The organism is Saccharothrix violaceirubra, assembly GCF_014203755.1.
Classification (GTDB): Bacteria; Actinomycetota; Actinomycetes; order Mycobacteriales; family Pseudonocardiaceae; genus Actinosynnema; species Actinosynnema violaceirubrum.
The window spans coordinates 1,165,235-1,187,223 of sequence record NZ_JACHJS010000001.1 but is presented as its reverse complement, the minus strand read 5'-3'; the positions used below and the strand labels follow the sequence as shown (position 1 = coordinate 1,187,223).

Annotated in this window: 17 protein-coding genes and 2 tRNA genes; 5 read left to right on the top strand and 14 right to left on the bottom strand. The window is 69.9% G+C overall.

What is annotated here, in order from left to right; translation table 11 throughout:
* Positions 1-41: 41 nt before the first annotated feature.
* From F4559_RS06110 to leuC, 3 genes are all read right to left on the bottom strand, one after another.
* Positions 42-758, bottom strand: coding sequence for an HU family DNA-binding protein (locus F4559_RS06110; protein ID WP_184666614.1), 717 nt, complete (start codon positions 756-758; stop codon positions 42-44).
* Between the two features lie 208 nt (positions 759-966).
* Positions 967-1,569, bottom strand: coding sequence for a 3-isopropylmalate dehydratase small subunit (gene leuD, locus F4559_RS06105; protein ID WP_184666613.1), 603 nt, complete (start codon positions 1,567-1,569; stop codon positions 967-969).
* Positions 1,570-1,584: 15 nt separating this feature from the next.
* A complete protein-coding gene (leuC, locus tag F4559_RS06100) occupies positions 1,585-2,988 on the bottom strand; it encodes a 3-isopropylmalate dehydratase large subunit (protein WP_184666612.1) in 1,404 nt (467 codons plus the stop codon).
* A gap of 72 nt (positions 2,989-3,060) precedes the next feature.
* Between leuC and F4559_RS06095 the strand changes: the two genes are divergently transcribed.
* On the top strand, positions 3,061-3,762 hold the full coding sequence (locus F4559_RS06095; RefSeq protein ID WP_184666611.1) for an IclR family transcriptional regulator: 702 nt from the start codon (positions 3,061-3,063) through the stop codon (positions 3,760-3,762).
* 520 nt (positions 3,763-4,282) lie between these two features.
* Here the strand turns inward: F4559_RS06095 and F4559_RS06090 are convergent.
* The 4 genes from F4559_RS06090 to gltX form a co-directional block, all read right to left on the bottom strand.
* Positions 4,283-4,355, bottom strand: a tRNA-Glu gene (locus F4559_RS06090).
* A gap of 115 nt (positions 4,356-4,470) precedes the next feature.
* Positions 4,471-4,542: transfer RNA gene (locus tag F4559_RS06085), tRNA-Gln, on the bottom strand.
* Between the two features lie 101 nt (positions 4,543-4,643).
* Positions 4,644-5,381 (bottom strand): HAD family hydrolase, encoded by a 738-nt coding sequence (locus F4559_RS06080; protein ID WP_312865480.1) that lies wholly within the window; start codon positions 5,379-5,381, stop codon positions 4,644-4,646.
* Positions 5,382-5,485: 104 nt separating this feature from the next.
* Positions 5,486-6,976 (bottom strand): glutamate--tRNA ligase, encoded by a 1,491-nt coding sequence (gene gltX / locus F4559_RS06075; RefSeq protein ID WP_184666610.1) that lies wholly within the window; start codon positions 6,974-6,976, stop codon positions 5,486-5,488.
* Positions 6,977-7,064: 88 nt separating this feature from the next.
* On the opposite strand from gltX, the gene F4559_RS06070 reads away from it, so the two are divergent.
* On the top strand, positions 7,065-8,303 hold the full coding sequence (locus F4559_RS06070) for an FAD-dependent oxidoreductase (protein ID WP_184666609.1): 1,239 nt from the start codon (positions 7,065-7,067) through the stop codon (positions 8,301-8,303).
* A gap of 159 nt (positions 8,304-8,462) precedes the next feature.
* Here F4559_RS06070 and F4559_RS06065 read toward each other — a convergent pair whose 3' ends face one another.
* Positions 8,463-9,233, bottom strand: coding sequence for a fumarylacetoacetate hydrolase family protein (locus F4559_RS06065; RefSeq protein WP_184666608.1), 771 nt, complete (start codon positions 9,231-9,233; stop codon positions 8,463-8,465).
* 57 nt (positions 9,234-9,290) lie between these two features.
* Between F4559_RS06065 and F4559_RS06060 the strand changes: the two genes are divergently transcribed.
* Positions 9,291-9,863, top strand: coding sequence for a S1 family peptidase (locus tag F4559_RS06060; protein ID WP_184666607.1), 573 nt, complete (start codon positions 9,291-9,293; stop codon positions 9,861-9,863).
* Here F4559_RS06060 and cimA read toward each other — a convergent pair.
* The 3 genes from cimA to F4559_RS06045 form a co-directional block, all read right to left on the bottom strand.
* The gene (gene cimA, locus F4559_RS06055) at positions 9,844-11,433 is read right to left on the bottom strand and encodes a citramalate synthase (protein ID WP_184666606.1); all 1,590 of its coding nucleotides are present in this window, start codon (positions 11,431-11,433) and stop codon (positions 9,844-9,846) included. The genes F4559_RS06060 and cimA overlap by 20 nt on opposite strands.
* Before the next feature lie 506 nt (positions 11,434-11,939).
* The gene (locus F4559_RS06050; RefSeq protein WP_184666605.1) at positions 11,940-12,980 is read right to left on the bottom strand and encodes a 3-isopropylmalate dehydrogenase; all 1,041 of its coding nucleotides are present in this window, start codon (positions 12,978-12,980) and stop codon (positions 11,940-11,942) included.
* A gap of 247 nt (positions 12,981-13,227) precedes the next feature.
* A complete protein-coding gene (locus F4559_RS06045) occupies positions 13,228-16,554 on the bottom strand; it encodes a S8 family peptidase (protein WP_184666604.1) in 3,327 nt (1,108 codons plus the stop codon).
* Positions 16,555-16,732: 178 nt separating this feature from the next.
* On the opposite strand from F4559_RS06045, the gene F4559_RS06040 reads away from it, so the two are divergent.
* The gene (locus F4559_RS06040; protein WP_184666603.1) at positions 16,733-17,932 is read left to right on the top strand and encodes a site-specific integrase; all 1,200 of its coding nucleotides are present in this window, start codon (positions 16,733-16,735) and stop codon (positions 17,930-17,932) included.
* 56 nt (positions 17,933-17,988) lie between these two features.
* Positions 17,989-18,453 carry a hypothetical protein gene (locus tag F4559_RS06035; RefSeq protein ID WP_184666602.1) on the top strand — a complete coding sequence of 155 codons (465 nt, stop codon included), beginning with the start codon at positions 17,989-17,991 and terminating at the stop codon, positions 18,451-18,453.
* 42 nt (positions 18,454-18,495) lie between these two features.
* On the opposite strand, the gene F4559_RS06030 is transcribed toward F4559_RS06035, so the two are convergent.
* From F4559_RS06030 to F4559_RS06020, 3 genes are all read right to left on the bottom strand, one after another.
* Positions 18,496-20,073, bottom strand: a complete 1,578-nt coding sequence (locus tag F4559_RS06030; protein ID WP_184666601.1) for a TROVE domain-containing protein — start codon at positions 20,071-20,073, stop codon at positions 18,496-18,498.
* Positions 20,074-20,459: 386 nt separating this feature from the next.
* A complete protein-coding gene (locus tag F4559_RS06025) occupies positions 20,460-20,858 on the bottom strand; it encodes a hypothetical protein (RefSeq protein WP_184666600.1) in 399 nt (132 codons plus the stop codon).
* Positions 20,858-21,949, bottom strand: coding sequence for a DUF1906 domain-containing protein (locus F4559_RS06020; RefSeq protein ID WP_184666599.1), 1,092 nt, complete (start codon positions 21,947-21,949; stop codon positions 20,858-20,860). Before F4559_RS06020 ends, F4559_RS06025 begins: the two co-directional genes overlap by 1 nt.
* Between the last annotated feature and the right edge of the window lie 40 nt (positions 21,950-21,989).

Sequence of the window (21,989 nt, the reverse complement as noted above, 5' to 3'; positions counted from 1 at the left end):
GGAGGCCGGCCCGGATCACGTGAGGGCTCATCGCCCTCGGGTCACTTCTTCTTGGCCGGGGCCTTCTTGGCGGCGGGCTTGGCCGCTGCCGTGGTCGCGGCCTTGACCGGCGCGGCCTTGGCGGCCGTGGCCCGCTTGGCGGCGGGCTTCGCGGCCGTGGTGGCCTTGGCGGCGGTCGTCTTGGCCGCCGTGGCCTTGGTCGCGGTCGCCTTCGCCGGTGCCGCCTTGGTGGCGGTGGTCGCCTTGGCGGCCGTGGTCGCGGCAGCGGCGGCCGGCTTGGCGGCGGCAGCGGTCCGGCGGGTGGCCGGAGCCTTCGTCGCGGCGGCAGCGGCCGTGGTGGTGCGCGTCGTGGTCGCACGCGTGGCACGCGTGGTGGTCGTACGCGCGGTGGTGCCGCGGGTGGCCGGAGCCTTCGTCGCGGTGGTGGCGGCCTTGGGGGCGGCCGTCGCGGCGGGCTTGGCGGCCGTGACGCGGGGCAGCTTCTTGGTACCGCTGATGACGTCCTTGAACGTCGAGCCCGCGCGGAAGGCCGGGACGTTGGTCTTCTTGACCTTCACGGTCTCGCCGGTGCGGGGGTTGCGGGCCGTGCGGGCTGCACGGGCACGCTTCTCGAAGACACCGAAACCGGTGATGTTGACCTTCTCGCCCTTGTGGACGCTGCGGACGATGACGTCCACGATGCCGTCGACGGCGGCGGCGGCGTTCTTCTTGTCGCCCAGGCGCTCGGCGAGCGCCTCGATGAGCTGGGCCTTGTTCACCTTCAGTCCCTCCCAGGACGCTCACGGCCCTAGTTCAGGGCCGACTGAAGGCCACGGTAAGCCCATATGCAAGGAAATACCAATCGCCACGCCAAAATTTCCGTTGTGGCGTGGGCAATTGCGCCCTGTCGAGGGACACGAGAGGCGCTCGACGGGATCGGCGGGGCCGGATTTCCGCTGTTCGCGGGGGAAATCCGGCCCCGATCCGTCAGCCGGCGGTCGGCGGAACGGTTGTGGGCAGCCAAGCCGGCCGACGACCCTCGAACCCGCCGATGTCCTCGGCGTGCCGCAGGGTCAGCGCGATGTCGTCCAATCCCTCCAGCAGACGCCAACGGGTGTAGTCGTCGATGCCGAACGGCGCCGAGAAGTCCTTGGCCGACACCGTCTTCGCGGCCAGGTCGACGGTCACCGGCGTACCGGGTTCGTTCTCCAGGATCTTCCACAGCAATTCGACGTCGGACTGCTCCAACTGAGCGGCGACGAGCCCCTGCTTGCCCGCGTTGCCCCGGAAGATGTCGGCGAACCGTGACGAGAGGACCACCCGGAAGCCGTAGTCCATCAGGGCCCACACGGCGTGCTCGCGGGACGAGCCGGTTCCGAAGTCGGGGCCCGCGACGAGCACGCTGCCCGCCCGGAACGGCTCCTGGTTCAGCACGAACGACTCGTCGCCGCGCCACGCCGCGAACAGGCCGTCCTCGAAGCCGGTCCGGGTGACCCGCTTGAGGTAGACGGCCGGGATGATCTGGTCGGTGTCCACGTTGGACCGCCGCAGCGGCACGCCGACACCGGTGTGGGTGGTGAACGCTTCCATGTCCTTCGAACTCCCTCAGACCAGATCGGCGGGCGACGACAGCGTGCCGCGCACGGCGGTGGCGGCGGCGACGAGCGGCGAGACCAGGTGCGTGCGACCGCCCTTGCCCTGCCTGCCCTCGAAGTTGCGGTTGGAGGTCGACGCGCTGCGCTCGCCCGGCTTGAGCTGGTCGGGGTTCATGCCCAGGCACATCGAACAGCCGGCCTGGCGCCACTCGGCGCCGGCGGCCAGGAACACCTCGTGCAGGCCCTCGGATTCCGCCTGGGCGCGCACGCGCATCGAACCCGGCACGACGAGCATCCGCACGCCGTCGGCCACGCGGTGCCCCTTGAGCACGTCGGCGGCGGCGCGCAGGTCCTCGATCCGACCGTTGGTGCACGAGCCGAGGAAGACCGTGTCGACCCGGATGTCGCGCAGCGGCGTGCCCGCCTCCAGACCCATGTACGCCAGCGCCTTCTCGGCCGCGACGCGCTCGTTCTCGTCCCCGATGGTCTCGGGGTCGGGCACCGACGCGCCCAGCGGCAGGCCCTGGCCGGGGTTGGTGCCCCACGTCACGAACGGCGTCAGCTCGTCCGCGTTCAGCCGGACCTCTTCGTCGAACGTGGCGTCGTCGTCCGTGCGCAACGTCTTCCAGTACTCGACGGCCGCGTCCCAGTCCGCGCCGGAGGCCGCGTGCGGCCGGCCCTTGAGGTACTCGAACGTGGTCTCGTCCGGCGCGATCATGCCCGCGCGGGCGCCGGCCTCGATCGACATGTTGCAAACGGTCATCCGCGCTTCCATCGACAGCGCCTCGATCGCGGCGCCCCGGTACTCCAGCACGTAGCCCTGTCCGCCGCCGGTGCCGATCTTCGCGATCACCGCGAGGATGATGTCCTTGGCCGTGACGCCCGGCTTGAGCGAGCCGTCGACCGTGATGGCCATGGTCTTGAACGGCCGCAGGGGCAGGGTCTGCGTCGCCATCACGTGCTCGACCTCGGACGTGCCGATGCCGAACGCGAGCGCGCCGAACGCGCCGTGCGTGGACGTGTGGCTGTCGCCGCAGACGACGGTCATACCGGGCTGGGTCAGGCCCAGCTGCGGACCGACGACGTGGACGATGCCCTGCTCGAAGTCGCCCATCGGGTGCAGCCGCACGCCGAACTCGGCGCAGTTGCGGCGCAGGGTCTCGACCTGCGTGCGCGACACCGGGTCGGCGATGGGGAGTTCGATGTCGACGGTGGGGACGTTGTGGTCCTCGGTGGCGATCGTGAGGTCCGGACGGCGGATCGGACGACCGGCCAGCCGCAGGCCGTCGAATGCCTGCGGGCTCGTGACTTCGTGCAGCAGGTGGAGATCGATGTAGAGCAGGTCGGGCTCGGCGCCACTGCCGTGACGCACGACGTGCGCCTCCCACACCTTCTCCGCGAGCGTGCGGCTCATCAGCTTTACTCCCAGGATCTGGACAGTCGATAGATCTGGACTTCCCAGACAGTGGGAAGCTAGTATCGGCTTGTGGGACAGCATAGCGGGATCGGCGTGCTGGACAAGGCAGTGGCCGTGTTGAACGCCGTCGCAAAGGATCCGTGCGGCCTGGCCGAGTTGTGCAACCGGACGGGCCTGCCCCGTGCGACCGCGCACCGCTTGGCAGTGGGGCTCGAAGTGCACCGGTTGCTGCGACGGGGTTCCGACGGTCGCTGGCGTCCTGGCGCGGCCTTGGCGGAACTGGCGGGCGGGGCCACCGACCCCCTCCTGGACGCGGCGTCCTCGGTACTCCCGAGGCTGCGCGACATCACCGGCGAGAGCGTGCAGCTCTACCGGCGGGACGGGACGCAGCGGATCTGCGTGTCGTCGGCGGAACCGCCCAGCGGGTTGCGGGACACCGTGCCCGTGGGTGCGCGGTTGCCGATGACGGCGGGGTCGGGAGCGAAGGTCCTGGCGGCGTGGGCCGATCCGGGGACCCAGCGTTCGGTCCTGGCGGACGCGGTCTACGGGGAGCGCACCCTGCTGGAGGTGCGGCGGCGTGGGTGGGCTCAGTCGGTGGCCGAGCGTGAGCCCGGTGTGGCGAGCGTCTCGGCTCCGGTGCGGGACAGCACGGGGGCCGTGGTCGCGGCGGTGTCGGTGTCGGGGCCCATCGATCGGATGGGGCGTCGGCCCGGGGCGCGGTGGGCCGCGGATCTGCTGGCTGCCGCGGAGGCTCTTCAGTCGCGCCTGTAGGGCTTCTGTGTCTGTGGTTCGTGTCTTGGTGACCGTCTTCTCGCCCCGTCACGGTTTTCGTGGCGGGGCGGGCTTGTGTCTTGGTGTTCCGGGGTTGGGCGTGGAGGCGTTCCAGCGACTTCTGCCTGACGGGTGTCGTCCGGGGCTGGTGCGGGGAAGCGTTTCAAGCGTCACTCGCCGCCGGGCAGGCCGCCAAGGAGGGTGTCGTGCCCCAGGTGTGCCACCGATGCGGGTTGCTCACCATGCTGCCGGTGCTTCGCACAGGCTTCGCTGCCGGCAGGTAGCGGGGGCATGATCAACATGCTGTCCGTGCTTCGCACAGGTTCGACGCGGGGTGACCACACCATCACCGAGTAACTCGAATCCCGCACGGGGCTCGCCATCATCACAACGCGACTCGACCCCGCTCGGGGGTGCAGGGGGCGAAGCCCTCCTGCGCGGGGTTTGGGGGCCGCGCCCCCAATGCGAAATGCGAAAGATCCCCGCACCAGCTCTTCCGGTGCGGGGATCCCTCAATCTGTAGCCCCGATGGGATTCGAACCCACGCTACCGCCTTGAGAGGGCGGCGTCCTAGGCCGCTAGACGACGGGGCCCTAGGTTTTCTCGATCTTATCAGACTGGCTGCCGATCAAGAAATTCAGTTTTCGTTCTCCGTGGTGCTCCGGCAGTCTAGCACATCTTATTCTACCGATTCACCGGGTCTTACAGCTGGGGTACCAGGACTCGAACCTAGACTAACTGAACCAGAATCAGTCGTGCTGCCAATTACACCATACCCCATTGGCTTTCCGATCAGCTTACCCGCTGCCTGGGCTTCGGGGGCTCTCCGTTCCGCCGGGATGAATACTAGACCACGCACCCGGCGGAACGGAAATCGGGGTTCACGCCGAGGCTGCCGAGAGCTCGCACACGAGGAGTTCGGGCAGCTCAGACAGGCTGCTGATGGCGCTGATGCCGGTCGGCAGCGTGCCTTCGCGGGGGCCCTGTCGGTTCAGCCACACGCCCTTCATCCCGGCGTCGCGGGCGCCGATGGCGTCGGCGTGCAACCGGTCTCCTACGTGGACGGTGTCGTGCAGGGACACGCCCAGGTCGTCGCACGCGGTGTCGAAGATCACGCGGTCCGGCTTGGCCGCGCCCACCTCACCCGCGATCAGAACCGTGTCGAAGTACTGGGCCAGGCCCAGGTTGGCGATCTTCACGCGCTGGTGCCGGCCGGAGGCGTTGCTCACGGCGGCGAGGGGCAACCCGCTGGCGCGCAACCACTCCAGGCACGGCACCACGTCGGGGAACAGGCGCCAGCCCGCGGCGAGCACCTCCTGCCGGCGCAGCTCGCGGCGGGTGGCCTCGGCCTCGGACAGCTCCTCGCCGAGCGCGGCGAAGAACGCCCGCGTCCGGATGTTCCGCATGGTGTCGTAGGTGAGTTCACCCGCCAGCAGGCGCGAACAGTGCTCGTCGGTGATGCGCTGCCACAGCGGGAAGGAGTCGTCGTTGCCGACGATCGCGGCCAGCGCCGCCTTCGACGAGGTGCTGTAGTCGACGAGCGTGTCGTCCACGTCGAGGCACACGGCGCGGATCTCGCCGGTTCTCCGGGGGGTGAGGGACGGGGCTGCGGTTGTCACCCAGTGAGGCTAGGTGCGGGCACACCCCGTCCGACTCGACCAAGGAGGTGATATCTGGCGGCTCTTGTACGGTCAAGCACTCCTGAACCGCCCGATAGCACCACTCAGATTGCCCCGAGCGCCCGACGCAATCGCCCGATCGAGCGATCCCGACCGACCAGTTCCATGGATTCGTACAGCGGAGGCGAGACGGTACGGCCCGTCACGGCGACCCGCACCGGCGCGTACGCCTTGCGCGGCTTGAGGCCCAGTCCGTCCACAAGGGACACCTTCAGCGCCTCCTCGATCGCGGCGGCGGTCCACTCCGGCACGGTCTCCAGCGCGGCGATCGACGCCTCCAGCACGGGAACCGCGTCGGCGCCCAGCGCCTTGGCCGCGGAGTCCTCCTCCGGGGCGAAGTCCTCCTCGGCGGCGAACAGGAACCGGACCATGCCGGCCGCTTCGGACAGGACCACGAGGCGTTCCTGGACCAGCGGCGCCACACCGGAGAGCACGGCGAGCTGCTCCGCCGACGGCTCGGCCGGCAGCACGCCGTCGGCCACGAGGTACGGCACGGCCAGCGTCACGAACTCGGCCGCGGGCAGGGCGCGCAGGTGCGTCGCGTTGATCGCCTCGGCCTTCTTGAGGTCGAAGCGCGCGGGATTCGCGCTCACCTTCTCCAGGGAGAACGCCTCGACGAGTTCGGCGACGGAGAAGATGTCCCGATCGTCCGCGATGGACCAGCCGAGCAGCGCGAGGTAGTTCAGCAATCCGGCGGGCAGGAATCCGCGATCCCGGTAGAGGAAAAGATTCGACTGCGGGTCGCGCTTGGACAGCTTCTTGTTGCCTTCGCCCATCACGTAGGGCAGGTGGCCGAACCGCGGCGTGAACGTGGTGACACCGATTCGGATCAGCGCGTGGTAAAGCGCGATCTGCCGCGGCGTGGACGGCAGCAGGTCCTCGCCGCGCAGCACGTGGGTGATTCCCATGAGCGCGTCGTCGACCGGGTTGGTGAACGGGTAGAGCGGGTCGCCGTTGGCGCGCACCAGGACCGGGTCGGGGGTGCTGCCCGCCTTGAACGTGATCTCGCCGCGCACGAGGTCGACCCACGACAGGTCCTCGTCCGGGACGAACAGGCGCAGCACGGGTTCGCGGCCCTCGGCGCGGAACGCGGCCTTCTGCTCGTCGGTGAGCGTGCGGTCGAAGTTGTCGTAGCCCAGCTTCGGGTCCTGGCCCGCGGCCTTGCGCCGCTCCTCGACCTCGGCGGGCGTGGAGAACGACTCGTACAGCTCGCCCGCCTCGAACAGCCGGCGCGCGATGTCGGCATAGATCTCGCGACGCTGACTCTGCCGGTACGGCGCGTGCGGGCCGCCGACCTCGGGGCCCTCGTCCCAGTCGAGGCCCAGCCACCGCAGGGCGTCCAGGAGTGAGTTGTACGACTCCTCGGAGTCGCGCGCGGCGTCGGTGTCCTCGATGCGGAACACGACGGAACCGCCCGTGTGCCGGGCGTACGCCCAGTTGAACAGGGCGGTGCGGATGAGGCCCACGTGGGGCGTACCGGTCGGCGACGGCGAGAAGCGGACGCGGACCTCTGAGGGGGCAGCTGTTGCGCTCATGACCCGATCAGCCTATCCGGCTTGACCGCGCGGGCACCCGGGAGCATCCTGAGCTTATTCAACTGGTGTTGAAAACGAGGTGGGGACGATGGAGAGGACGACGGTCGCGATCGCCGGCGGTGGACCCGCGGGCATGGTGTTGGGGTTGTTGCTGGCCCGTGCGGGTGTCGACGTGACGGTGCTGGAGAAGCACGCCGACTTCCTGCGCGACTTCCGCGGCGACACGGTGCACGCGTCGACGTTGACGCTGCTGGACGAACTCGGCCTCGGGCCGTCGTTCGCCGAGGTGCCGCACCAGCTCGTGGAGCGCATGGCGATCCTGCTCGACAGCGGGCCGCAGACGGTGGCCGACCTGACCCGGTTGCCGGGGCCGCACAAGCACATCGCGTTCGTGCCGCAGTGGGACTTCCTCGACCTGATGGCGGACGCGGCCCGACGTGAGCCTTCGTTCACGTTGCGGATGTCCACCGAGGTCACGGGATTGGCGCGCACCGGGTCCAAGATGACCGGCGTGCACTACCGCGGTCCCGACGGCGCGGGCACGCTGAACGCGGACCTGGTCGTGGCGGCGGACGGACGCGGCTCGCTGGTGCGCGCCGAAGCCGGGCTGCCGGTGCACCGGTTCGGCGTGCCCATGGACGTGTGGTGGTTCCGGCTGCCGCGCGGCACGGAGGACGTCGGCGGCGGACTGGGCCGGTTCGGGCCGGACACCGCCGTGGTGCTGATCCCGCGCGGCGACTACTTCCAGACCGCGTTCCTGATCCGCAAGGGGACGGACGCGCGGCTGCGAACCGAGGGGATCGAGGCGTTCCGGGCGCGGGTGGCGAAACTCGTGCCGTGGCTGGCGGAGCGGCTGGAGACCGTCGAGTCGCTCGACGACGTGAAGCTGCTGGACGTGAAGCTGGACCGGTTGCGGCGGTGGCACGCGGACGGCGTGCTGTGCATCGGGGACGCCGCGCACGCCATGTCGCCGATCGGCGGCGTGGGGATCAACCTGGCCGTGCAGGACGCGGTCGCGACGGCGGCGATCCTGGCCGCACCGCTGCGGCGGGGCACAGTCACGCCTTCGGTGCTGGCGAAGGTGCGTCGGCGGCGGCTGTTCCCGACCGTGGTGACGCAGACGTTCCAGCGGCTCGTGCAGGGCCGGTTCCTCAGTCCGCCCGGGGACAAGACGCCGGAGTCGACCCGTCCCCCGCTGCCGTTGCGCCTGCTCCAGCGGTTCCCGGTCCTCCAGGGCGTGCCCGCCTACCTCGTGGCGATCGGCCTGCGTCCCGAGCACGCCCCGGCCTTCGCCCGCCGTGCCCCCGAACGCATCCCCCGCACCTGACCCCCGCGAGTCCTCCACTCAGGCACCGCGAGTTGTGCACTCAAGCACCGCGAGTTGTGCGTTCGGACACCGCGAAACCCGCGTTCGGGACAGCCCGCGTGCGGGTTTCGCGGTGCCCGAGTGCGTATCTCAGGGTGTCCGAGTGGAGGACTCGCGGAGTCAGCGGGCGGACACGGGGTTGGTCAGCGTGCCGAGGCCCTCGATCGTCACGCTCACCGACTGGCCCGGCGACAACGGGCCGACGCCGGCGGGCGTGCCGGTCAGGATCACGTCCAACGGGCGCAGGGTCATGATCCCCGAGATGTACTCGATGAGCGTCGGGATGTCGTGCACGAGCAACGACGTCCGCGAGTCCTGCTTCACCTCGCCGTCCACGATGGTGCGGATCGCCACGTCCCGCGGGTCGAAGGACGTCTCCACCCACGGCCCCAACGGGCAGAACGTGTCGAACCCCTTGGCGCGGGTCCACTGGCCGTCGGTCTTCTGGAGGTCCCGCGCGGTCACGTCGTTGGCGATCGTGTAGCCCAGCACCGACTGCCACGCGCGCGCCGCCGGGATGTCACGCCCGCCGACACCGATCACGACGGCCAGTTCGCCCTCGAAGTCGACGCGCTCGGACACGGCGGGCAGCTTGACGTCCGCGTTCGGACCGACCACGGCGGTGTTGGGCTTGAGGAAGATCAGGGGGTTGTCGGGGACCTCGTTGCCGAGTTCGGCGGCGTGCGCGGCGTAGTTGCGGCCCACGCACACGATCTTGGGCGGCAGGAACGGCGCGAGCAGGCGCACGTCGGCGAGCGGCCACTTCCGGCCGGTGAACTTCGGGTCGCTGAACGGGTCGTCGGCGATCTCGACGGCGGTGAGGTCGTCACCCTCGCCTTCGATCGCGGCGAAAGCGAGGCCGTCCGGCTGGGCGATACGGGCGATGCGCACGACGTTCACCCTAACCGGAGGCTTGCACGCGCACTGTTCCTGCCTAGTTTGAGAGGAATGCGAACCCTGCTTGCACTCCTCTTGTCCCTGACGACGGCCGCACCGCCGATAGCGGCGGGTGCGACGCTCACCACGTCGACCGGTGCCCGGTGCACCAACGGCTTCAACGTCCGCGGCCACCTGATCCTGTCGCCGCGCTGCGGCCCCGTCGGTACCACCCTGCACGCCGGCGGCGTCCTGGTCGGCACCATCAAGGCCGTCCGCACGACCTACGCCGTCGCGGATCTCGCCCCCGGACAGACCCAGTCCCCCACCGTCGTCGGTTCGACCGGGACCGTCGCGGGCGCGACGGAGACCGCGATCGGCGGCCAGGTCTGCTACTTCAGCCAACGCGGCGGCAAGCGCTGCGGCACCGTCCAGCGGAAGAACGCGACGGTGAACTACCCGGAGGGCACGATCACCGGCCTGACGAAGGCGAGCCTGTGCCCGCTGCCCGGCGACGAGTGGGCGCCGGTGCTGGGCGGGACACAGGCTCAGGGCCACCTGCTCGGCGGTTCGGGCTGCACGGCCTACTTCCTGCCGCTGCGGCCCGTGCTCTCCGCCGAGGGGTTCACGCTTGTGACGGGCTGAGGGACTTGTGCACGAGCGCGTCGCACAGGGCCAGCCAACTGGCCTCGACGATGTTGCCGTGCACGCCGACCGTGGTCCACTCGCGCTCGCCGTCCGTCGACTCGACGAGCACGCGGGTGACGGCGTCGGTGCCGTGCTGGTCGGTCAGGATGCGCACCTTGTAGTCGTTCAGCTCCACACTGTCCACCCAGGACAGATGGGGTCGCAACGCCTTGCGCAACGCCGCGTCCAGCGCGTGCACCGGCCCGTTGCCCTCGGCGGTGGCGATCACGCGCTCGCCGCCGACGTGCACCTTGACCGTGGCCTCGGAGACGATGCCGCCGTCCTTCTGGTGGTCGAGCACGACCCGGTAGGACTCCAGCGTGAACGGCGGCGCGTCCAATTCGGACAGTTCGTCGCGCAGGAGCAGTTCCAGGGAGGCGTCCGCCGCCTCGAACGACCAGCCGGCGGCCTCCAGCTCCTTGATCTTGCGCACCACGTTGGTCAGGGCGTCGGGCCGGCGGGTCAGGTCGATCCCGAACTCGCGTCCCTTGAGTTCGAGACTGGCCCGACCCGCCATCTCGGTGACCAGTACCCGCATGCCGTTGCCGACGGTCTCCGGATCGATGTGGTTGTACAGCTCCGGATCGACCTTGATCGCGCTCGCGTGCAGCCCCGCCTTGTGGGCGAAGGCCGACGACCCGACGTATGCCTGGTGGGAGTCGGGTGCGATGTTCGCGATCTCGGCGAGGGCATGGGAGACCCGGGTCAACTCGGCCAGCGATTCGGTGGGTAGCACCGGCAGGCCGAGCTTGGTCACGAGGTTCCCGACGACGGCGAACAGGTCCGCGTTGCCCGCTCGCTCGCCGTAGCCGTTGGCGGTGCACTGCACGTGGGTCGCCCCTGCCTGCACCGCCGCGATGGTGTTGGCCACCGCGCAGGACGTGTCGTCCTGGCAGTGGATGCCGACGCGGAAGCCCGTCCGGGCGACCACGTCGTGCACGGTCTCGGCCAGTCCCAGGGGGAGTTGGCCGCCGTTGGTGTCGCAGAGGACGACGACGTCGGCGCCACCCTCCACAGCGGACTCCAGCGTGCGCAACGCCGTGTCCGGGTCGAACGCGAAGCCGTCGAAGAAGTGCTCGGCGTCGAGGAAGACCCGCCGCCCTTCGTCGACCAGGAACTTCACGGTGTCGCGCACCATCGCGAAGTTCTCGGCCACGTCGGTCTTGAGCGCGAGTTCGATGTGCCGCCGGTCCGATTTGGCGACCAGCGTCACGACCGGCGCCTGCGCGTCGAGCAGGGCGCGGACCTGCTGGTCCTCGTGGACTTTGACGCCCGCTTTGCGCGTGGCGCCGAAGGCCACGAGCTGGGCGTGTTTCAGCGTCAGGTCGCCGGCGGCGGCGCGGGCGAAGAACTCGGTGTCCTTCGGCAAAGCCCCTGGCCAGCCGCCCTCGATGAAGCCGACGCCGAGCGAGTCCAGCAGCCGCGCGACCGCGATCTTGTCGCTGACCGAGTACGAGATGCCCTCGCGCTGCGCGCCGTCTCGCAGGGTCGTGTCGTACACGTGGAAGGAATCGCCGAGCGTGGTCACGAGGGTCTCCTGGAAGTCTTCACGGAAAACAAAAAGACCCCCCGCGGGATGCGAGAGGTCTGCGCGTCGGGTGCTCTGCGGAGCACTTACCCGACGCGCTGGGAAATAATGATCGCGGTGTGGAGAGCCACGTCGGCGATACTGCCACAGGGTCGGCGGCGGTGACCAATCCACGGGCCGTTTTTCCCACACTGTGGTGTGACGCAAGCGTTCGCTAGCCCCTGGGGTCACCCGTTCAGCGGGAGATCGGAGGCCCGGCTCGTGGTGTCCGGGAGCGCGGTCGGCGGTGGCCTGGTGCGCGACTTGTGATGCCTGAGTGCGCGACTCGCGGTGTCTGAGTGCACAACTCGCGGTGTCTGAACGCATAACTCGCGCGTCTGAGTGGAGGACTCGCGGGTTGGAGGGTGAAAGCACTCGGGCACCACACGAGGTCGTGTGGTGCCCGAGTGCGTGTTTCAGGGTGCCCGAACGCGTATTTCGGGGTGCCTGAGTGGAGGACTCGCGCGTCAGGCGCCCGCGCGGGCGTTCGACGAGACCAGGGCCGCCAAGCGGTCGCCGACGGCGTAGGTGGCACCGGGGCTGGTGTGGTCCCGGGTCGCCAGGTCGAACGCGACCGACGCCTCGATGCGCCGGGCCGCCTCGGACTCGCCGAGGTGGTCGAGCATCAGCGCCACCGACAGCACGGCCGCCGTCGGGTCCGCGATGCCCTGGCCCGCGATGTCCGGCGCACTGCCGTGCACCGGCTCGAACATGCTCGGGTTGCGACGGGTCACGTCGAGGTTGCCCGAGGCCGCGAGGCCGATGCCACCGGTCACGGCGGCGGCCAGGTCGGTCAGGATGTCGCCGAACAGGTTGTCCGTCACGATCACGTCGTAGCGCGCCGGGTCGGTCACCAGGTGGATCGTCGCGGCGTCGACGTGCTGGTACGCGACCGTCACGTCGGGGTGCTGCAACGACACCTCCTCCACGACCCGCGACCACAGCGAGCCCGCGTGGGTCAGCACGTTGGTCTTGTGCACCAACGTCAAGTGCTTGCGCGGCCGGTTCGCGGCCCGCGCGAACGCGTCGCGCACCACCCGCTCGACCCCGAACGAGGTGTTGATCGACACCTCGGTCGCGATCTCGTGCGGGGTGTCCTTGCGCAGCAGGCCACCGTTGCCCGCGTAGAGACCTTCCGTGCCTTCACGCACGACCACCATGTCGATCTCAGGCGGGTCGGCGATCGGGCTGCGCACACCCGGGTAGAGCCGGGCGGGGCGCAGGTTCACGTGGTGGTCCAGCTCGAACCGGAGCCGCAGCAGCAGGCCGCGTTCCAGGATTCCGCTCGGCACCGACGGGTCGCCGACCGCGCCGAGCAGGATCGCGTCGTGCTGGCGCAACTCGCCGAGCACGGATTCGGGCAACAGTTCACCGGTGGCGTGCCAACGCGCCGCTCCGAGGTCGTAGCGGGTGATCTCGGCGGCCGGAACGACCTCACCGAGCACCTTCAACGCTTCGGCGACGACCTCGGGCCCGATCCCGTCCCCTGGGATCACTGCGAGCCGCATCCACACACCTCCCAGGTATCAGTCCCATTGCTCGGGACTAGTTTCCTTTGCGAAAGGCTACCGGCCCGTGCCGCGCGGGCCGCACCCGAACACCCCTGAGAGGCCATCTCTCCCGGACTGCGGGACACCCGAACGGTTCAGTACCGCCTTTCGGGTGTAACCCTAACGGTCTAAACGACTCTGGCCGGCCGGGGCAACCCCGACCGGCCAGAGCGATGCAACGTGGGATCAGCCCACCTACGCGTCCTTACGCGCCGGCCTTGGCACCGCCGCGCACCTTGACCACGTCCGCCTTGTCGCCGGTGGCGTTGTGGTGGTTGATCACGAGCAGGCTGTCCGCGCCATCGGCCGCGAGCGCCGCCGCGTCCCGGTTCACGACCAGCGCCGTGCCCGGCTTGGACTGGTACGACAGCGCCGCGTCCCCGCCGCCCTGCACCCACAGGCCGGGCTTGAGCGGGTCGAACGACAGCTTCTTGCCGATCGAGTCGACCAGGCCGTCGGTCGCGCCGGGTGCCTTGTAGAACCCGGTCACGCCCACCTGGTACGACAGCCGCGCGGTCGAGCCGTTCGGGTCGATGCCCAGGTCGACCAGCGGCACGGGCAGCACGACGACGTTGGTGTCGAACACGTTGGTGTCCACGTCGCCCCACTGGCCGTTGACCGGTTGGACGCTCACGGTCGCGCCGGTGGCGAGGTTCACCGTCGCCGCCACGAGCAGGTCGGTGTCCGACAGCTTGGTCGCGTAGACCTCGAAGTCGAACGTGCCGTCGCCGTCGGTGTCGATGTCGACGAACGGGCTGGTGTTGTTGCCGAGGTTGTACCAGTTGCCCCAGGTCGCGATGCCGAACCCGAGCACCGAGTCGGCCGCCTTGCCCTGCTGCCTGGCCAGCGGCGCAGTGGACGCCGCGCCGACGAACCGCAGGTCACCGCCCTTGGCCGTCTCGTTGAGCGCACAGTTCGTCGTGACGTTGCGCTTGCAGTCGCGCAGCTTGGGCGACGTGGCCTGCAGCTCCAGGACGCTGATCAGCGACCTGTAGCCGGTCTGGTCGACGCCCCGGCCGGTCAGGTTGAGCACGGCCTGGGTGTTCTTGCCCTTGAACTGGAGCGTGTTCACCGTGTCGATGTCCGCGGCGGGCTTGGGCGCCGAGTACACCGGCACGCGCAGGGCCACGGTCGCGCCGCTCTTGGGCGTGAGGACCACGCGGCCCGACGCGTCGGCCAGGAACTGGCGCGGCACGCCGAGCTGGGTGGGCACGATCGTCGGGTCGACGGTCTTGGCCAGCGCCTTCGGGTCGGTGATGCGCAGCGTCACGCGGACCTTGGCCACGCCGCGCGGCGCGAGCCGGACGGTCTCGGCGGACAGCTCGTAGGCCACGCCCGGGATCGTGGTCAGCGCCTCGTAGCCGACCTTGTAGTCGACCCACTTCGTGCTCTTGTTGACGACCTTGATCGTCTTGGTGAGCGCGACCGGCTTGGCCACCTCGACCGTGCCGAACGACGCGGACACCGCGCCCTTGTCGTCCTCGACGTAGGCCAGGACCTGGTTGTCCAGCGCGGCCTTGCCGTCGATGCGACCGGCGCCGACGCGGTTGGGCGCGAAGGTCTTGCCGTTCTCCTTCACGTCCGCGCCCGCGCTGTTCATGATCGCGGCCTTGACCTCTTCGGTCGTCCAGTCCGGGTGGGCCTGGCGGACCAGCGCGGCGATGCCGGTGGTGTGCGGCGCGGCCATCGACGTGCCGCTGATGACCAGCGTCTTGTTGCCCGAGCCGACCAGCGCGGAGGCGATGGTGTCGCCGGGCGCGGCCACGTCCGGCTTCACGACCGGGCCGCGCACGCCACGCGAGGTGAACGTGCTGGGCGTGTCCGTGAGCGCCTGGTTGTAGGTGGGCAGCGAGGTGCGCAGGTCGCCGGCGAGCCGGACGACGAGCGTGCCCGCGTCCAGCGCCGGGCGCAGCGAAGCGGTGGCCGAGCCGGTGAACTGGAACACCGGGATGGCCGCGTTGCCCGCGATGCCCGCGTTGAAGTTCTCCAACGCCGACGAGAACACCGCGCCGACCGCGCCGGCGGCCGAGGCGTTGTTGGACCGGCCCGCCGAACCGCAGCGTCGGGTGGCGTCGTTGTCGTCCCACTCCAGCCACACGAACTTGCCCGCGACGGCGGCCTTGTCCGCGGCCGAGAACGGCAGGCAGCCGTCGAGGTTGGCCGGGTCGGTCAGCTTCACGACGGGCTTGGTGGTGTCCTTGCCCGCGTAGTCGTAGGACTGGCTGTACTGGCCGGGCTTGGACCCCGCGACCGCGCCGGGCGCGGTGACCTCGGCGGCGTCGCGCAGGACGGCCGCGTCCCGGGTGCTGGCCACGGTCAGCGCCTCGGGCGTGCTGCCCGGCGAGCCGCCGATGTCGTAGAGGTCGCCGCCGTTGCCGGCCGAGAACACGGTCAGCACGCCGGCCTTGTTCAGCTTGCGCACGAACAGGCTGTCGGGGTCGTCCGGGGCGCCGTAGTCCGAGCCCAGCGACAGGTTGACCACGTCGAGGTGGTCGGAGAAGTCGCCGTCGCCGTCCGGGTCGAGCGACCAGTCCAGCGCGAGGCTGGTGACGTTGGTGGAGCCGGTGCAGCCGAACACCTTCAGGCCGTAGAGCAGGGCCTTGGGCGCGGTGCCGGGGCCGATGCGCATGGCGTTGAGCGCCTCGGGCGTGAGCTTGGTGTAGTCGCCCTTGAACGTGGAGCCGTCGGCGTTGACGCCGAAACCGGCCGCGGTGCCCGCCACGTGCGTGCCGTGGTCGTTGCAGTCCAGCGGGTTCGGGTCGGGCTTGGGCGTGTTGATCTCGGGGTCGGGGCTCTCGCCGTCGTACGCGTCGCCCACGAAGTCGTAGCCGCCGACGACCTTGGCGGTCGGGAAGAACGACGGGTCGACCTTCGTCGGGTCGACGGCCTTGTACGCCTCGGGCGTGCCCGGACCGGCGAAGTCGGCGTGGGTGTAGTCGATGCCCGTGTCGATGATGCCCATGCGGGTGTCGTCGCCGAGCTTGCCGTAGCTCTGCCACGCGTTGAGCGTCTTGGTCAGCTGCACGGCGCTGGCGTTGGTGCGCTGCTTGGGCACGACGGTGCGAATGGACTTCACGTCCGACCGCGTGGCGAGTTCGCGCAGCTTCTCCGCGTCGGCCCGCACGACCACGCCCGGCACGCCGTTGGCGGTCCGGTACAGCTCGCGGGTGGCGCCGTCCTTGCCCTTGAGGTCGCCGACGACGGAGTCCGCGACCTTGCCCGATTCGGCCTTGGACGCCTTGGCGGCGTCCTTGGCCTGCTGCTTGGTCCCGCCCTGGTCGGCCTTCTCCTCGTACGCGTCGACGGCGGGCTTGGCCTCCAGCTCGACGAACGCGGTGACCGTGCCGGTCGCGGTGGACAACCGGTCGACGACCTTGGTGTCCACCATGCCCGCGTCCAGGCCCGTCGCGGTGGCGACGGACGGCGCGGGCTGATCTTCCGCGGCCAGCGCGGTACCGGCGGTCGAACCGACGACGAGGATCGCCGCCAATACCGGTACGGCTGATCTGGCGACAACGCGAGATCGGCTCACAACGTGCCCCAACCGAGGTCGGCTACGACCTGGCGGGCGCGGAATCCGTCCAGTGTGCGTTCGAGTCGCACCGGGGGCACCAGATAGACGCAGGTCAGCGCCGTGGAACGGAAGCTTCTGGGCCGGTAGAGTAGGCCGCTACCGTCGCAAACCCTCCTTTTTCACGGAGGCACCTCAGATGCCACGCCCACCGCTCCGAATCGGCACCTACGGCGAGATCAACACCACCCGACTCACCCCCGGCGACGTCACGCCCGCCAAATGGCGTGCCGACTGCCGCTACCGCGACTACGCGGGCAAGGTCGGACGACTCGAACGCCGTGCGACCACCGAGGCCAAGGCCAAGGCCGCACTGAAGGCCGCCCTCGCCGAAATCCTCAACGAGGACCTCCCGGCCGGGGCGGACACCAAGTTCCGCGCGGTCGCCGCCGTCTGGCTCGATCGGATCAGGACCGAGCACGTCGGTACCACCTACGACCGCTACAAGGGCCGCCTCGAAGGCCACGTGCTGCCAGCGATCGGAGACCTGTACCTACGCGAGTGCACACCCGGCAGGCTCGGGCGCGTGCTGTCCGCGATGAAGGCCAACGGCCTGTCCGCCCCCACTCGCCGCGGCGTGCGCACCGTGCTGTCCGGAGTCCTGCAGGAGGCCGTCGACCGCGGGCTGCTCGGCCGCAATCCTGTGCGCGACATGGGACAGATCAAAGACGACGGGCGCAAGAAAGCGGTCGCCGCCTACGACGACAAGCAGCTCGTGGATTTCCTGGCGCGGCTCGACGGCGACCGGTACTCGGCACGAGCGGACCTGCGGGACCTGATCCGGCTTCTTTTCGGCACGGGCGCGCGTTTCGGCGAGGCGCTGGCCCTGCAATGGGGCGACGTCAACCTCGGCTCGGACGCGATCCGGATGCGCGACTCCGAAGAGGAGGTCGTCGTTCCAGCCGGTGGCGTCTGGTTCCACGCGAACCTGGTGTCCGTGACGGGCAAGGGAGTGGTCCGCCACGAGGGCAAGACCGCGACTTCGCGCGGCGTCGTGGTGATGCCCGAGTTCCTGGTCGATCTGCTGCGGGCGCGGAAACCCGACCAGGTCTTTCCGGGAACGGCGATTTTTCCGTCGGCTCTGGGAGGCTGGCGCACGCCGTCCAACGTGCAGCGGGCGGTGCGGCGGATGCGGATCCGGATCGGCTATCCGCGATTCACCACGCACCTGGGTCGCAAGACGGTCGCCACGGCACTGGACCGTGGCGGGCATTCCGCGCGCGAGATCGCGGGCATCTTGCGGCACGCCAACCCGTCGATGACCCAGAACATCTACATGGCGAAGGGGGAGCCGAATAGGCGGGCGGCAGCGACGATCCACCGCCTGCATTCGGCGTGAAGCCCTGATCGAGTGAGCGGAGTAACGACCGGGGCCGGTGGTGGCGACAGGCAGGCATGCGTACCGCCGCTGTCGCCGCCGCCCTCCTGCTCGCCGGCTGCTCCACCGCACCGAACGAGCCCACCGCGAGCCCACCACCTAGTTCGGCGACTACGTCCTCGGTCGTGACCTCCAGTGCCACGACCGGGGACCTGTACACCCGCTACGGGCCGCTGTTCAAGCAGGCCACCGACAGCGCACCGCCGAGCGCTTGCGCCCCGGCTGTGGTCAAGTCGGAGAACTGCGCTGCTCTGCTGATCTGGATCGTCAACGTGGCGTACGCGGTGGAGCAGGCGATCGAATCGCAGCCGAACCCCGACCACTACGCCAAGGCCACGGCCTTGATCGGGGAGGTCAAAAGCGCGTACGACGCCTACGAGACGTGCTCGGGCGTCGACTGTCTGCCGCACGTCACGACCATCCTGATCGGGGGCGGGGCGACGCTGCCGGTCGACCTGCAGCTCGGGGACTTGGGCGGCTGACCCGGTGCCCGCCAGCGGGATTCGCGGGCGGGCACCGGGCGGTCAGAACGGCCAGTCCGCGTTCCGGCCTGCTTCGAGCAGCGGGACCATGCGGAACGTCGCGTCGGTCAGCCCGCCGAACTCGTGCCTGTTCCCGACGGTGGCCATGGCCGCCGCCCGGTAGCCGCCGAGGTTGAACCCGTAGACCGGCACGTGCCCGGGGACTGCAGTGTCGACGCCGCCGGTCATGGTCTGCATGTCGGAGACGATGACCACCCGGTCGTGGCCGTTGTAGCTGCGGCGGACGGCGCCGGCGATGTCGGTGCCGTGGCCGACCTCGCCGATCCGGGACAGGAACCGGTCGACCTCGCGGATCACCGACCCGCCGCGCGGGACGGTGTGCACGAACTCGCCGGAGGCGAACCCGCGCAGGTCCACGTCGACACCCTTGGCGGCCAGTGCGACGCCGAACACCGCCGCAGCCTTGGCGGGAGTGACCTTGGACCTGGCGGACAACGACGTGCCGGTCATCGACGCGGACGTGTCGATCAGGATCAACGACCGGCCGGGCAGCGCGGGCAGCTGCGCGAGCGAGGCTTGCAGCGCCTGGTCGAGGGCGTGGCCCCAGCGCAGGCTCGGCGCGGCCTCGTACGCGGACAGGAACCGGAACGGGAACTGCCTCGACCTCGCCACCTGGCCCGGGTCGGCCAGCCGCGCCGACACGGACGCCGCGACCTGGTCGGACACCCCTGCCTCGTCGAAGTTGCGCAGGTTGCGCAGCAGGGCCATGTAGCCCATGGACGGGATCAGCGCTTCCCACACGCGCGCGTCGAGCGGTCCTTGCAACCACCCGGCGACCGACTCCCACGTCATCCCCGCCGTACGCAGGACCGAGGAGGCAACGACGTCGTTGGCGAACAGGGCGCGTCGCTGTTCCACCGGCCACGACAGCATGTCGCCGCGCTGACGAAGCACTGTCAGCGACTCGGGGATCTCCTCTGCGTTGCCGTGCCTGCGGTCGAGCGCGTACCGGAACAGGTCGCCCTGCCAGTCCGCGCGAGGGGTCGGGTGGACGAGGTTGAGCACGTCACCGAACCGGAACCCGCGCCCAGCGGAGTCCCACTTGGACAGAGAGCGCTCGTCGTACAGACGCAGCACGGCGTCCGCGACCCCGCGCTTCACCGGCTTCGGAATCGCCCGTCCGTACCGGGAGGTCCAGTACGCGAGCAGTTCACCCGGCTCGTCGGCGCGCTGGAGCACGGACGCGATCACGGCCCGGTTGGCACCACGCCGTCGCCGCTGCGCGGTCAGGCGTGCGCGGACGAACTCGCAGGCACCGACCAGCGGCGCGGAGCGCATGTTCGCCTCCGACCGCAGCCACGCCAGGAAACGCGCCGTCCATTTCGGGTCTTCCAGGGCAGCGGCGTGAACGAGGTCCGCGTACCGCGCGTCGCGGTCGCCGGCCTTCTCGTAGTAGGTGTCCTCGCCGGCCATGTTGGACACCGCGAGCAGGAACAGCGCGGACTTGGTGTCCCGCGCGTACCCGGGGGCGCCCTCGTGGGTGAGGGTCGACGGCGTCGACTCCGTGTGGATCGGACCCGAGCCGACCGGGCGTGCCGTGGCGGTGTTGAACCTGGACACTGCTCGACCTCTCTACGGAGAGGGAGATACAGCCCCACACGGCCCGAGATCAAGTCGGCGAAGGTGACGTAGCTGCTCTGGCCAACTGAGCTACAACGGCCGAAGCCGCTGGCAGGACTCGAACCTGCGACCGCCCATTAGTAGTGGAAGTAACCCTCGCCTGCGCACCGGGCACGTGTGGAGTTGTGGGCTCCCGAGATCAAAGTCGCCTGCGGTGTTCAACGCCATGAAGTAACCGCCAGCTGCGCACCGGGAGTGCGGACTTCACTGTACCCGGGGGCGGACCGGTGTCAACCGATACACGACAACGCCCCGCCCACCAGAGGTGGACGGGGCGTTGCTGCGAGACGGACACGAGACGTAAACCCGTGGACGTAGGGATGAGGCTAGCCGCGCAACCCGAACGTCGCGTGCTGGACACCGTCCGGGCCGACCATGGCCAGCCTCTCCGACGGCGGCACGGACGCGACCACGTTGGGCCGCACCAGAAGACCGGTCAACACCAGCTCGACCACGACCAGCGCGGACGCCTGGACCTCAGGGGCTAGGCGCAGGCCGAATGCCAACCCGACGGCGATCGCGGCCTTGAACACGCCCACCAAGGCAGGCACCGACTTCTCGGCGGCCACCAGCGCGGCGGTGATCGCGCCGAACACCGCAGCCAACAAGGCGTTGAGCAGGCCCTGCTGCTCCACGGTCAGCGGCAACCCGAACGCACCGGCCAGCGCGAGCAGCGCGGCGCACAGGCTCATCCAGTAGGCCGGCTCCCGGCCGAGCACGCGCATCAGGCAGCCCTCGCGGTACGGCGGCCGATCTCGTCGACGACCTCGTCCGCCAGGTTCTCGTCGCGGGCGCCGACGATCTCACGGACCACGGCGGTCACCTCGGCCAGGTGGGCGGTGTTCGCTGCCTGGACCGCGTCCCGGACGACCTGCTCCAGCCGTTCCGGGGTGATGTCCGGGTGCTGGGCGAGCTGGGCCAGGATCTCGCGCTGCGCGGCCTGCTCGGCGCGCACGTCGTTCACGTGCTGGTCGATGTAGGCGAGCATCGTCTTCGCGGTGACCTGGCCGCCGTATCTGTTGTCGAGCGGCGTGTCCCACGCCGCTGCGGCGGTGTTCGCCGCGATGTAGGCGGGCAGCCTGCCCGCGTCCCCGCCCCCCTCGTAGGCGCCGAGGTACAGCTCCTTCACCGCCTTGGCGAGGGTGAGGGAGAACGTGTTGCCTCCGACCGTCACCTCGCCGAGCGAGTCGTTCACGCCCACGGAGTCCTCCAGGTGCTGGCCCCAGTCGTCCTGGAGCACGTCGTTGATGTCGCAGTCGACGCCGCCCACGGTGACGGTGCCGACACGCTGGTACAGGTGTCGTGCGTCGAGCAGCCGTACGGGTGTGCCGGACCAGGCCCGGCACTGCCAGTACCAGTCGCACAGCCGGTCGCCGGTCGGTCCGCGCCACGCGGCCACGGCCGCGCACACGTCGTACTCGCCGTACACCCCGACCAGGCCGGGATCGCCTCCGGCCGCGTCGCGGGCGCCCCGGATGTAGGCCAGCGCGACACCGAACTCGGCGTTGGTGACCACGTCCTGGTCGACGGCCATGTAGATCGGCCTGTCGGCGGGGAATCCGATGGCGGTCGCGTGCTGTCGTGCACGCCGGTAGTTCTCGGACCCGGCGAGGTAGCCACCCCGCCAGTCGCTGGCCAGGTGCTCGAACACCAAAGCCATGCCAAGGCCGTGCGCGGTGAAGTCGTCCAGTTCGGACCGTGTGGTGCTCTTGGTGTAGCCGGGCAGTCCGATGTAGCGGACCGCGCCCGCGTAACCGGCGGCCTTGATCGCGGCGCCGCCGGGGATGCCTGCGGAGTAGTCGAGGACTTGGGCCATGCCACCTCCTCGGAGGTGTGGGTGGGGGGGTTGGGAGAGT

Coding starts and splice junctions, on each gene's coding strand:
- F4559_RS06070 (WP_184666609.1), top strand. CDS start 7,065: ATGGAGAGGACGACGGTCGCGATCGCCGGCGGTGGACCCGCGGGCATG.
- F4559_RS06035 (WP_184666602.1), top strand. CDS start 17,989: ATGCGTACCGCCGCTGTCGCCGCCGCCCTCCTGCTCGCCGGCTGCTCC.
- gltX (WP_184666610.1), bottom strand. CDS start 6,976: ATGAGCGCAACAGCTGCCCCCTCAGAGGTCCGCGTCCGCTTCTCGCCG.
- F4559_RS06040 (WP_184666603.1), top strand. CDS start 16,733: ATGCCACGCCCACCGCTCCGAATCGGCACCTACGGCGAGATCAACACC.
- leuD (WP_184666613.1), bottom strand. CDS start 1,569: ATGGAAGCGTTCACCACCCACACCGGTGTCGGCGTGCCGCTGCGGCGG.
- F4559_RS06020 (WP_184666599.1), bottom strand. CDS start 21,949: ATGGCCCAAGTCCTCGACTACTCCGCAGGCATCCCCGGCGGCGCCGCG.
- F4559_RS06060 (WP_184666607.1), top strand. CDS start 9,291: ATGCGAACCCTGCTTGCACTCCTCTTGTCCCTGACGACGGCCGCACCG.
- leuC (WP_184666612.1), bottom strand. CDS start 2,988: ATGAGCCGCACGCTCGCGGAGAAGGTGTGGGAGGCGCACGTCGTGCGT.
- F4559_RS06025 (WP_184666600.1), bottom strand. CDS start 20,858: ATGCGCGTGCTCGGCCGGGAGCCGGCCTACTGGATGAGCCTGTGCGCC.
- F4559_RS06050 (WP_184666605.1), bottom strand. CDS start 12,980: ATGCGGCTCGCAGTGATCCCAGGGGACGGGATCGGGCCCGAGGTCGTC.